Below are 12,312 nucleotides of genomic sequence, written 5' to 3'. Positions count from 1 at the left end.
TTGTGGAGAAGTTATAGCGCCAAATTCAACTGCACATGCTCAACCTGAAAAACAATGTTCAGGCAGCTCATGCACATATTCATATTGGGGCGCATAATTGTCATAAAATTACTTTATTTGAATAATTTAATAACAATATTTTTATCATGCTTATTCGTTCATGTCAATAAAAAGTCACTACAATATTTAAGTAATTAATTGTATGATTTTAATGGTATTTTCATTTTATTCTAAATTTGCTACAGTCATCTAATTAATTATAATAATTTCATCAAGTATGCATTATTCTAATTACCAAACATGTGCTGTAAGGCCACAAATACCTCTTTCTGAGTGGGATATCTTATCCAGCTTGCCAACTGCTTTGGTGATTATCAATTCTCAAGGACGAATTGTATGGTTAAATCCACCAGCAGAAGCAATGCTGGGCTATGGATTATTAGACTCCCTATGGTTGGATGTGATTTTACGGGCTTTTGTGCCTCGTGCTGATGATGGCCATGAAGTTTCTCTCGCTGATGGACGTCGAGTTCACGTCGCAATCGCTACTTTGGATAGTTTGCCGGGTATATTAGTTAGTTTAACCGATATAACTGCTACACGGGATTATGAAAAAGCTAAAGAAAATGAAAAGCGCTTGGTCTCAATCGGTACAATGACTGCGCAACTCGCACATCAAATCCGAACCCCATTAGCTTCGGCAATGTTGTATACAGAACATTTGAACAATCTCCCGGATCTAGAACTGCGTACTCAAAATTGGATTCATCGATTGCAAGAATGTCATAGCAGTATTGAGCAACAAATCCAGGACTTATTACTATTTGCGCGAGGTACTACAATAGAGCCAACGCGTATGGATATGAATTATTGGTGTTCTTTACTCGTGCAACGTGCACAGCCATATGTTTTAGCTAATAATGTCACCTTCAATGTAAATAATCAGCTGTATACTCGTGAATCATTAATTCATGCAGAGTCATTAATTGGTGCTGTTTTAAACTTGGTGATCAATTCATTGCAATCAGATGCAACAGAAATTAATTTAACACTTGCATCTATAGATAATTCAGGTATACAAATATCAGTAGAGGATAATGGTAAAGGAATGACAGAAGAGGTGAAGAACCAAGCTTTTTCTCCTTTTTATACTACAAAAGCCCAAGGTAATGGTTTGGGATTAGCAGTCGTTTACGCGGTAGTAAAAGCGCATGGTGGTCGACTGAGTCTAGAATCTACGGAAGGAGTCGGTACACAGGTTAATTTGTTTTTGCCGTAAATATGTTGAGTTGTCATCCTGAACATGGCAGAGTGCTTCTGATTTAACTTAAGTTAAAATTCTTGAAGTGCTTTACCAGGCTTAGGATGATATCCTTTTTATAACACTCAGAAAAAGGACTTTTCTATGAGTCATGTTTTAATCGTTGAAGATGATCCAGTATTAAGGGAAGCGCTGGCTGAAACAATGACTATTGCTGGCCATACATATATTACCGCTAAAGATGGCAAGGAAGCTTTGGCTCTTTTGGAAATCCATAATCCATCAGTAGTATTAACGGACATTCGTATGGATGAACTGGATGGAAATCAATTATTAGCAGAGATCCAAAAGAGGAGACTTGGATTACCGGTGATTTTGATGACTGCTTATGGATCAGTACAAGATGCCGTGAATGCGCTCCATCATGGTGCTGTGGACTATTTGCAAAAGCCATTCAGCGCTCAAGTATTGACTGAAAAAATAAATCAATACATTAAAGTGGAGTTTGATGAAGATACCGGAGAGCCCATTGCTAAGGATCCTAAAAGCCAAGCTTTATTAACTATGGCTTTAAAGGTAGCACAATCAGATGTTGGTGTAATGATTAGTGGTGAAAGTGGAACGGGTAAAGAAGTTTTAGCTCATTTTATTCATGATCATTCACCCCGAAAAAAACAACCCTTTATTGCAATTAATTGTGCTGCAATTCCTGAACAAATGCTCGAGGCTACATTATTTGGTTATGAAAAGGGGTCATTTACAGGTGCTTACAAATCTACACCTGGAAAATTTGAACAAGCGCAAGGAGGAACTTTACTTCTTGATGAAGTTAGCGAAATGCCTTTAAGCCTGCAAGCTAAATTACTCCGTGTTTTGCAAGAGAAAGAAGTAGAGCGAATTGGTGCTAATAAAACAATAAGTTTAGACGTTCGTATCTTAGCTACTACGAACAGACAACTTAAAGACGAGGTCAAGGCTGGCCGTTTTAGGGAGGATTTGTTTTATCGATTGAACGTGTTTCCTTTGCAGTGGCATCCTTTACGTGAAAGAAAGAATGACATCATTCCTTTAGCAAATTATCTGATTCGTAAACATTGTCAGCATAAGCAACCTGTTGTTCCTGTGATATGTCCAGCGGCTCAGAAATTGATGTTGGCATATCCTTGGCCAGGAAATGCACGTGAATTAGATAATGTGATTCAACGTGCTTTGGTGTTACAAACTCAAGGCATTATAGAAGCAGAGCATTTACAATTGTCATTAACTGCTACCCTAGTCCCTGAAACCACTCCAGGTGCTAACAGTAAAAACTTACAAATTCATGAATTTGAATTGATTGAAAAAACCTTAGTGGAGAATGAAGGAAATAGGCAAAAAGTAGCTGCTTTATTGGGGGTAAGTGAGCGTACATTACGCTATAAATTAGCAAAAATGCGCGAAGAAGGTTATACAGTATAAAAAACTTTGTGGCTTTGTGCATAGGTGCTAAGCCATAACCGTGGATTAAGGGATTCTATATTGAGAATCCTCGGGTAACAAATAAAGGATAAAACACCAAATAATGAGGTAAATAGGGATATGAGTGAAATTAATACAGTCAACTTATTAAATCAGATCAAGGCAATGTCTGCTAAAGCTGAAGGTGGGGTCATTGAGACAGAAGCAAATCAATCTCCTTTTGGCTCGGTATTTCAACAAGCTATGAATCAAGTGAATGAGTTAAATCAATCAGCGGATTCTTTAAAAACACGTTTTGAAATGGGAGATCCTAATGTTAGTCTTGGGGAAGTGATGATTGCAGCCCAAAAATCCAATTTGGGGCTTGAAGCTACTGTTCGAGTTCGTAACAAAGTGGTACAAGCATACCAAGACATTATGAATATGCCAGTATAATTAGGAGTTCAATATGGCATTGGCTGATAGTGCATCAACAGTGGCAGCAAAATTTGCAAATCTCTCTATTGCTCGACAAATTGGTTTATTAATAGGTGTAGCTGCAAGTATTGCGATTGGCTTGGCTGTTGTTTTATGGTCCCGTGATCCGAATTATGTTCCCTTATATACCCAAATGAATGCACGCGACGCGGCTGAGATAGTATCTGCATTGGAACGTAATGGAATTGACTTTAAGATTGATAATAACAACAGTATGATTATGGTTGCAGCTGATAATCTGCAAAATGCACGGCTTAAATTGGCAATGGAGGGATTACCTCGTGATCCAGTCGGATCAGAGGAATTATTTTCCAATGCTAATGCTTTTAATAGCAGCCAATTTATGGAAAATGCGCGTTATAAGCAAGCTTTGGAAGCTGAACTGGCTCGTACTATAAGTAAGTTCAATGATATTAAATCAGCTCGAGTCCATTTAGCAATTCCACGCGAATCAGCTTTTGTCCGTGACGCTCATGAGCCCAGTGCTTCAGTTTTCCTTGATGTCTATTCTGGTTTAGAGCTTAAAAAACATACAATTGCAGCCATTGTGAATTTAGTCGCATCCAGTATTCCAAATTTATCTGCAACACGGGTGACGGTTGTTGATCAGGATGGACAATTGTTAAATGAAGGTGGTGGACAAACATTTTTTACTGATACGGAACGCTTTTTAGATTATAGGCAAAATTTGGAGCATCAATATGCTCAAAAAATTCAGGATATATTAACGCCAATACTTGGGTATGGCCGAGTTAGGGCAAAAGTTTCTGCGGATATTGATTTTACAAGTTACGAACAAACACAGGAAATGTTTAATCCGGAACTTCCTTCTTTGCGTAGCGAGCAAACCATGCAGGAAAAACGCAGTGCTTCAAGTGATGCCGTTGGAGTTCCCGGCACTTTATCCAATACACCACAAACGAATCCTGCTCTTGCAGCCAAGAATGCTCCGCCTAAAAATGGACCACCACCACAACAACAACAGCAAACAGCATCAGATACAAATCAATCCACAGATATGCGTACGCAAAGTACCAAAAATTTTGAGTTGGACAAAACGGTTAGTCATACTAAAAATCAGCCTGGCACAATTAAAAGACTTTCAGTTGCGGTATTAGTAGATAATCGAGCTGTAATGGATGAGAAAACTAAAAAAATGACTAAAGCTCCTTTGACCCAAAAGGAAATTGAGCAAATCAAATTGCTTGTTGCAGATGCAATTGGATTAAATGTACAACGTGGGGATAGTTTGAATGTAATTAATACTGGTTTCGTCAAACCCGACCCCGTCGCTGCTATTCCTGAGGAGCGTTTTTGGCAGAAAGATATTTTCTGGTCCATAGTGAAGCAGGCAGGAGCTGCCGTATTTGTTCTGGCTTTAATCTTTGGCGTACTGAGGCCTATGCTTAAAACACTTGCTACTAATAGAAATGCTGGTAGTGTCGTAAGTGAGGAGCCGCCTATAGGAGATTTAACTTACGACGGAACCATTTCAATTAAAGATGCAAATGATTATGAGTCACAATTAAATTTATTACGACAAGTTGTGGATAAGGAACCCAAACGTGTGGCGCAGGTAGTTAAAAATTGGGTTGATCGGGGGTAACTATGGATGGAATAGAGCGTGCGGCCATCTTGCTATTAAGTATGGGCGAAAAAAATGCTGCTGAAGTATTAAGACATTTGGAGCCGAGGCAAGTACAAAAGGTTGGTGTTGCAATGTCGACACTAAGTAATGTTACTAAAGCAAAAATGGAAAATGTCATGGTGGAGTTTACCCATGCTATTGGTGAGCAAACGAGCCTAACTGTAGACACTGAGCATTATTTACGTACAGTACTCATTGAAGCTCTAGGATTAGAGAAGGCGACTCCATTCATTGACCGAATTTTGGTCTCTGATAAAGACAGTGGGCTTAACCGATTAAAATGGCTGGATGGGCGATTAATTGCTGATGTAATTCGTAACGAGCATCCACAAATTATTGCCACCATATTAATTCATTTGGATAGTGAGCAAGCAGCTGAAGTAGTGCGCTATTTTAGTGTTGAAAAACGATCGGAAGTCCTATTACGTATGTGTAATATTGATACAGTCAAGCCAGAAGCTATCTCCGAGCTAGGACAAGTTATAGAAAAACAACTCAGCGGTCAGAAAGTAAGTAAAACCGCCTCTGTAGGAGGAATTAAGAGTGTTGCTGATGTAATCAACTATTTCGATGGTGCTATGGAAGAAGAGGTATTAAATAAAATAAAAGATTGGGACGAAGAATTAAGTGAAAAAATCAGAGATAAAATGTTTGTCTTTGAGAATTTGGTGGATATGGACGATAGAAGCATGCAGACGTTATTGCGTGATGTAACGCCTGAACAATTAAAACTGGCTTTAAAGGGGACTACTGAGCCGACTAAGGAAAAAATATTCTCCAATATGTCTAAACGCGCTGCTGATTTATTGCGTGAGGATATTGAACTACAAGGTCCTGTGAAAGTTGTTGATGTAGAGCGTGCTCAGCGTGATATTCTGGGTATTGCAAAAAACCTTGCTGAAGACGGCAAGATTGCCCTGGGATCCAAAGGTGGCGATGATATGATTTAGCGGATTGTACCGCAACAAACTAAGATTTTTTTCTTTGGTTTCATGGCAATGCAAAAGAGCCACATTTATGATTAAATATGATTTTCAGGATGATAAGCATATGTCGAATGATTTTGAGCCTTTCCTTAAGAAAAAAGAAGGTAATAGCGGGTTTAGTGCTTGGGAATATGAATCGATTATAGATAATGAAGCGAAAGTAGAAATTAATGAAGAGGCACTTTTTCTTGCGGAGTGTGAGCGCCTGAAGCAAGAAGCTATAAAAAAAGGTTATACAGAGGGGATGAAGCAAGCGCAGGACGAAATTAATGACAAAAGGGCGCAGTTCGTACGTTGGTTTGATCTATTACAAAATCCAGTAAAGCTTTTAGACGAACAAGTGACGCAAGAAATAATTCAAACTGTAATTTGGCTAAGTCAACACTGTATTGGGGTAGAGTTATCCGTTAATCCTGACCAATTAAAAAACTTACTCAATGCCATCAAATTAGAGTTACCTTCTTTACAAACTAATAAAATACTTGCGATGCATCCAGATGATGTAGATTGGGTTAAAAGTGAATTTGGTGAAAAAGAGATACCAGGTTTGCTAGAGATTTTGGTAGCAGATCCTTTATTGAGTCGTGGTGATTTCTATTTAAAAGGTGAACACAGTGAGTTAGATGGCCGAGTATATACCCGTTTAGCAACTTTGTTTACAAAGTATATTACTCAGGATAACCTGATTGCACCCTTAAAAGATCAGGGTTAACCGATGAAAATTTATGAGTCTCATCTGGTTGAGGTATTGTCTGAAATTCGTGAAAAGGAACATTCAGGGCTATTGCATTGCGGCCGTATAAGCCGGGCAGTAGGTCTTACTTTAGAGGCCAAAGGATTTAATCAACCTGTTGGTGCACGTTGTTTTATTACTATTGATGAATCTCGTACGATTGAAGCCGAAGTTGTTGGTTTTAGTCAAGATCGAGTTTATTTAATGTCTATAGGCGCAATTCAAGGACTTGCACCAGGAATGATCATTACCCCAACTGGACGTGTCGCTCAGGTTGCAGTTGGAACTCAATTACTTGGCCGAGTTGTCAATGGATCTGGGGTTCTTATCGATGATGGTCCACCTCTTGAGATGAAGGATTCATATCCTTTAATTAGCCCAGCAGTTAATCCTTTGAAAAGGGCAGTCATAGATACACCTTTGGATGTAGGCATTCGAGCAATTAATGGATTACTTACTGTTGGGCGCGGACAGCGAATTGGATTATTTGCGGGATCAGGTGTAGGGAAATCTGTTTTGTTAGGAATGATGACTCGTTTTACCCAAGCGGACATAGTGGTGGTTGGGTTGATTGGTGAGCGTGGTCGAGAGGTCAAAGAATTTATTGAATTGAATCTAGGTGAAGAAGGTTTGAAACGCGCGATTGTTGTAGCAGCTCCTGCAGATGAAAGCCCGCTAATGCGTTTGCATGGTGCTAAAGTAGCCACGAGTATTGCTGAATATTTTCGCGATCAGGGCAAGCATGTGCTTCTCCTGATGGATTCATTAACTCGGTTTGCTCAGGCACAAAGAGAAATTGCGCTATCTATTGGCGAGGCGCCAGCAACGAAAGGTTATCCTCCCTCTGTGTTTGCCAAATTACCAAAGCTTGTTGAGCGGGCTGGTAATGGAGAACCAGGTAGCGGTTCGATTACTGCATTTTATACCGTTTTAACTGAAGGGGACGATTTGCAGGATCCGATTGCGGATGCAGCGCGGGCTATTTTGGATGGGCATATTGTTCTAAGTCGATCGATTGCTGAAGAAGGACAATATCCTGCTATTGACTTGGAAGCTTCGATAAGCAGAGTAATGCAAACTATAGTACCTGAACAACAAATAAATGATATGCTATTATTCAAAAAATATTTATCATTGTATGAGAAAAACAAAGATTTCATACTTCTGGGTGCTTATGCTAAGGGAAGCGATCCTAATCTTGATAAAGCGATTCAGGCTCGAGATAAAATCAGGGAATATATGGAGCAGGGTATCAACGAACGAGTTGTTTATAAAGAAAGTGTATCGATGTTATCTCAATTAGTATCATCTTTTGGGGCTAATTGATGAGTCAGCGATTGGAACGTTTAAAACAACTGTTGCAGATCAAGAAGGAAGCGACCTATGCTGCATATCAGGATCTTTTAAAAGCACAGGAGCAATTCAAACATAATAAGTTAAAGCATGAACAATTGGTATCTTATCGTCAAGATTATTTAAAGCAAGTTGAAAAAATCGGTGAACAAGGAACCGTAGTAGCTCGACTACGTAATCGCATCGATTTTATTAGCCATTTGGACACAGCTTTAATACAATTGAATACGCATTTAGCTTATTTAGGGAAGCTAAGGTCTAAGGCCGAACTGAATTACAAACAAGCAAAAATTTCTGAAGAAGGAGTCAATCAATTGGTTGACCGGGTTAACAAGAGTGAACAACTCAAACTCCAGCGCATCGAACAAAAAGAAAGTGATGAGTATGCGCAAAAGCAATGGTATAGTAAAAAAACCAATGAGTAATCGAAAACTAGGCGTGAGTAAAGTAATAAAAAGAATTTGGATGCTTTTAGCTATCCTAATTATTTTTATGGCCGTTTTATCCAGCATATTCCGATCTTTGACTCCCTGGGCAAAAGAATATAAGGGAGAGGTTGAGCAGCATCTCTCAATTCTCATCGGGCAACCTGTAACCATACAAACAATGGAAACAGGATGGTATTGGTTTCAGCCAGTACTTAAATTACATCAGGTTACATTAGGCAATGATTCAGACCAAGCTTTTCGTATCAATAAATTGTTAGTTGGTATTAACCTATTTAAATCATTATGGACTTGGCAGATCCAGCCTGGAGTCCTTTATATTGATGACATGCATCTCAATTTGAGAGAAAAGGATCATCACTGGACTATTGATGGTGTTGCAACCGACTCGCTAAATAGCAGCGATATGACTCCTGAGAAAACCAAACAAATTTTGATCTGGCTATCCCAACAAGAACACTTAATTATCAAACAGGTTTCAGCATATTTCCATTTTAGTGATGGAGGCTTGATTCCTGTTAATGGTTTAAATGTATCGGTAGTAAATCGGGGAGGACATTACAAATTTAAGGGCGAAGCTCAGCTTGCACAAACAAGCAGCACTAATTTTCAGCTGTTAGGCGATGGATATTTTGATCCAGATCATTTTGAGGATATTGAAGGGAAGTTTTATTTTTCAGCCAAAAATGTTGTACCTGCTCAATGGCAAAGTTTAATTCCTAAAGCAACTGAACATTTGGAAGGTGGTAAGGGTTCTATTAATTTATGGCTTGATGTGCATCATGGTGCTATATCTTCAATACAAGCGCAGGTAAGATTTAAGCGACTGGCCTGGAGACTACTAAACAATCAACAGAGCCAGCTGATTCAATCTTTCTTTGCCAACCTCTCCTGGAAGCCCGACAATTTGGGTTGGACGTTTCAAGCTGATCCGATTAAATTGCGAATTGGTGGTGTAACATGGCCTGAGAACAAGTTATTGCTTAAATACAATAAGGAACAACAAAGTTACCAGTTGTTTGTAAAATCAATCATTATTGAATCGTTGTTTTCCAATGCGATTAACTGGCCTAAAAGTATCCAAAAAATATTGAGTATGAAGCCTCAAGGAGTCTTGCAAGATACCCAGATTCTTGTCGCCTTAAATACTAATGTTTCAGTTATTCCACCAATTCCAGTTTTTAACACCTTTACTGTAACATCAGAATCACCGGCATCTCTCAATATATCTCAGAATGTCCCTGATCCGTTACTAATAAGAGGAAATGATTTTTCCATTAGTGACTATTCAATAAATTACGTTTTAACTCGTTTTGAGCAATTAGGATGGAATGCCAGTGGCAATATCCCTCAAGTAAAAAATCTTTCAGGCGTAATAAATTGGCAGCCGGAACAGGGAAGGTTAGAACTTGACTCTGAAAATATCTCAGTAAAAGTTAAGGGTTATCCTGAACAAACATTAACATTACTTAATGGAGCTTTTGATTGGAAAGAGTTAAGCGATGGTTTGCGAATAAGTGTGGAACGACTTGTAATAAACCAGCCCGAACTCACATTAAGTATGCAAGGTGCAATCGATCAAGCGACTCGCCAATCGGTAGGTAATATTCGCATTGGTGCTGAATTTTCTGGGAAAAATTGGCAACAATGGGTTGCTTTTTTACCTAAAAAATACATGAAACCTAAATTATATCTTTGGCTGAAGAATGACGTAAAGCGTATCGCAGTTGCTAGTGGCCGAGTAAGGGTTAATGGTTTGGCAAAAGATTTCCCTTTTGATAACAATACAGGCGAGTTCAGTATCGAAAGTTATGCAAGCGGGGGTGAGCTTGCGATTAACTCCAAATGGCCTGTGGTCAAAGAGATTGATGGGTACATCCATCTTAAAAACCGTAATCTTAATATTGATATAGTCCATGCTAACTTTCAGGGTGTACCTGCAAAGCAAATGTTTTTGCGTATTCATGACATAGGAAAAAATAAAGAGAATTTACTGGTGACTGGAAAAATTGATGCATCAGTACAAAAAATGATGAATTATGTGATGGCGTCTCCTTTAAGGAAAAAACTGTCACTTTTAAAGATGTTGTCCGTCAAAGGAGCCGCTTTACTTGATTTGAGTGTACAAGTGCCTTTATATCCAGAAAATGATGAGGTACTTGCTAAAGGAAATGTGACCTTTAAAAATAATACGATAACAGTCAATCATGAATTAGGTCAATTTGCTGTGCGAAATGTTTCAGGTGGGTTGATGTTTAATGAAACAGGGATAACTGACAGTTATTTGTTCGCCAGTATCTTGGGACATCCAATGAATATCAAAGTTCAATCAGTTAAAGCCCCAAAACCTGCTACAACGATTGCTATTACTGGGAAATGCACGGTTGATTCCTTGAAAAATCAATTTAAATTGCCATTTCTTTCTGTAGTTGATGGTTCATTAGATATGAATGCAGTGTTGAAGTTAAGTGATAAACCTTCTGATGCCGACAGCATCAGTTTTACTAGTTCTTTGGAAGGATTGGAGGTTAATTTACCGGAGCCCTTAGGTAAAAAATCGGATACAAAGGCAGCTCTTGAATTAAATCTCGAGCTCAATGCGAAAAATAGTATGCGTTTACGCGGAAATTATGACAAACGCTTAAGCGCGGATCTGCTGTTTAAAAACACGAAGGAAGTTTATGCTTTTGACTCAGGACAAGTTCGTTTAGGTGCTGCTAATGCTGTAAATCAAAAACTGCCCGGGCTATCTATTGTCGGTGTCTTAAAAGGATTTGATCTGCACGAATGGAGGGATGTATATAATCAATTTTCATCCCCAAAAACAGGAGCATCGCTATTAAACAATTTACGAATTATTAATGTCACTATAGATAAATTGAGTTTTATGAAACAGCAATTTAATAAAATGATAGTGAAAGCAAAGATATTGCCGAGTAAGGATTGGTCTTTTAATTTACAGCAGAAAAATATTGCTGCAGATTTAATCTATCGATCACCTGCAAATGAATTAAGTGGCCATGTATACCATTTAAATTTAGAGAAGATTGATACAGTTGGGGAGGATTTCACTGAGAGTACCCAAGTGCATCCAAACCAAATACCAAATCTTAATTTACGAGTTGACAATTTGTCTGTAGGAAAAGTGCAGGTTGGTGATGTAACTTTAAAAAGTCAATCCACAGCTGAAAAATTTAAAATTGACTATTGCCAGATTACTTCCCCCGTATATCAGTTGAATGTTCAGGGAGAATGGATTCAAAAGGAGAATATAAATCAGACGAATCTTGATCTAAAACTGAATATTACCAATTTGGCTAAAACTCTAGAGCGATGGCATGTAACGCCAACCGTCCATGCAAAAAAAGGATATATGGAGTTTCATGGTGGTTGGAAAAAGAGTTTATATCAATTCTCTCTTGCTTCGTTAAAAGGGAGTATGTATTTACAACTTAAAAATGGAAGAATTACGCATTTAAGTAAGGAGACAGAAGAAAAGTTAGGTCTCGGTAAATTATTAAGTATTCTAAGCTTGCAAACAATTCCACGCCGCTTACAATTAGATTTTAGTGATTTGGCACATCAAGGATATAGTTTCGATATTTTTCAGGGAAATTTTATTGTGAATAAGGGAATTATGGGTACTCAAGACAGTTATCTTGATGGACCAGTTGCTTATGCAAGCATGAAAGGAGATCTTGATTTAGTAAAACATACTTATGATCTGAACTTGAAAATATCCCCACATATAACAGCAAGTTTGCCTGTTGTTGCAACTATTGCTGGTGGTCCTGTAGCTGGGGTTGCAGCCTGGGTGGCAAATAAAATTATTAACCAAAGTATGCAAAAGATTTCTGCGTATAGTTACAAAATTTCAGGACCTTGGAACGAACCTGTTGTGCAACAACTTGATATTGTGAAGAAAATAATGAAAAAGGAAGAATCCTAAT

At 38.4% G+C, this 12,312-nt stretch carries 9 protein-coding genes; all 9 read left to right on the top strand.

From position 1 onward, the window contains the following. Positions 1 to 277: 277 nt before the first annotated feature. The 9 genes from ACWTEW_RS34700 to ACWTEW_RS34660 all read left to right on the top strand — a co-directional run bounded on the left by ACWTEW_RS34700 (position 278) and on the right by ACWTEW_RS34660 (position 12,311). Positions 278 to 1,279: a sensor histidine kinase gene (locus ACWTEW_RS34700; RefSeq protein ID WP_454782535.1), complete on the top strand. Its 1,002-nt coding sequence runs from the start codon at positions 278 to 280 to the stop codon at positions 1,277 to 1,279. A gap of 126 nt (positions 1,280 to 1,405) precedes the next feature. Further along, positions 1,406 to 2,719, top strand: coding sequence for a sigma-54-dependent transcriptional regulator (locus ACWTEW_RS34695; protein ID WP_454782534.1), 1,314 nt, complete (start codon positions 1,406 to 1,408; stop codon positions 2,717 to 2,719). A 120-nt stretch (positions 2,720 to 2,839) separates the two neighbouring features. Beyond that, positions 2,840 to 3,154, top strand: coding sequence for a flagellar hook-basal body complex protein FliE (gene fliE, locus ACWTEW_RS34690; RefSeq protein ID WP_454782533.1), 315 nt, complete (start codon positions 2,840 to 2,842; stop codon positions 3,152 to 3,154). A gap of 13 nt (positions 3,155 to 3,167) precedes the next feature. Next, positions 3,168 to 4,802, top strand: a complete 1,635-nt coding sequence (gene fliF / locus ACWTEW_RS34685) for a flagellar basal-body MS-ring/collar protein FliF (RefSeq protein ID WP_454782532.1) — start codon at positions 3,168 to 3,170, stop codon at positions 4,800 to 4,802. A 2-nt stretch (positions 4,803 to 4,804) separates the two neighbouring features. After that, the gene (gene fliG, locus ACWTEW_RS34680) at positions 4,805 to 5,794 is read left to right on the top strand and encodes a flagellar motor switch protein FliG (protein WP_454782531.1); all 990 of its coding nucleotides are present in this window, start codon (positions 4,805 to 4,807) and stop codon (positions 5,792 to 5,794) included. 100 nt (positions 5,795 to 5,894) lie between these two features. Beyond that, positions 5,895 to 6,542 carry a flagellar assembly protein FliH gene (locus ACWTEW_RS34675; RefSeq protein ID WP_454782590.1) on the top strand — a complete coding sequence of 216 codons (648 nt, stop codon included), beginning with the start codon at positions 5,895 to 5,897 and terminating at the stop codon, positions 6,540 to 6,542. A gap of 3 nt (positions 6,543 to 6,545) precedes the next feature. Continuing rightward, entirely contained in the window at positions 6,546 to 7,889 is a 1,344-nt protein-coding gene (gene fliI, locus ACWTEW_RS34670) for a flagellar protein export ATPase FliI (protein ID WP_454782530.1), read from the top strand. Further along, positions 7,889 to 8,341 carry a flagellar export protein FliJ gene (fliJ, locus tag ACWTEW_RS34665; protein WP_454782529.1) on the top strand — a complete coding sequence of 151 codons (453 nt, stop codon included), beginning with the start codon at positions 7,889 to 7,891 and terminating at the stop codon, positions 8,339 to 8,341. The genes fliI and fliJ overlap by 1 nt, the downstream gene beginning before the upstream one ends. Beyond that, complete coding sequence (locus ACWTEW_RS34660) at positions 8,334 to 12,311, top strand: YhdP family protein (RefSeq protein ID WP_454782589.1); 3,978 nt, start codon at positions 8,334 to 8,336, stop codon at positions 12,309 to 12,311. Before fliJ ends, ACWTEW_RS34660 begins: the two co-directional genes overlap by 8 nt. Position 12,312 lies beyond the last annotated feature (1 nt).

The organism is Legionella stuttgartensis (assembly GCF_977063405.2).
The sequence above is the reverse complement of the archived record's forward strand: the minus strand, read 5'-3'. Positions and strand labels throughout refer to the sequence as shown.

Coding starts and splice junctions, on each gene's coding strand:
- fliE (WP_454782533.1), top strand. CDS start 2,840: ATGAGTGAAATTAATACAGTCAACTTATTAAATCAGATCAAGGCAATG.
- fliG (WP_454782531.1), top strand. CDS start 4,805: ATGGATGGAATAGAGCGTGCGGCCATCTTGCTATTAAGTATGGGCGAA.
- fliI (WP_454782530.1), top strand. CDS start 6,546: ATGAAAATTTATGAGTCTCATCTGGTTGAGGTATTGTCTGAAATTCGT.
- ACWTEW_RS34675 (WP_454782590.1), top strand. CDS start 5,895: ATGTCGAATGATTTTGAGCCTTTCCTTAAGAAAAAAGAAGGTAATAGC.
- ACWTEW_RS34660 (WP_454782589.1), top strand. CDS start 8,334: ATGAGTAATCGAAAACTAGGCGTGAGTAAAGTAATAAAAAGAATTTGG.
- ACWTEW_RS34695 (WP_454782534.1), top strand. CDS start 1,406: ATGAGTCATGTTTTAATCGTTGAAGATGATCCAGTATTAAGGGAAGCG.
- fliF (WP_454782532.1), top strand. CDS start 3,168: ATGGCATTGGCTGATAGTGCATCAACAGTGGCAGCAAAATTTGCAAAT.
- ACWTEW_RS34700 (WP_454782535.1), top strand. CDS start 278: ATGCATTATTCTAATTACCAAACATGTGCTGTAAGGCCACAAATACCT.
- fliJ (WP_454782529.1), top strand. CDS start 7,889: ATGAGTCAGCGATTGGAACGTTTAAAACAACTGTTGCAGATCAAGAAG.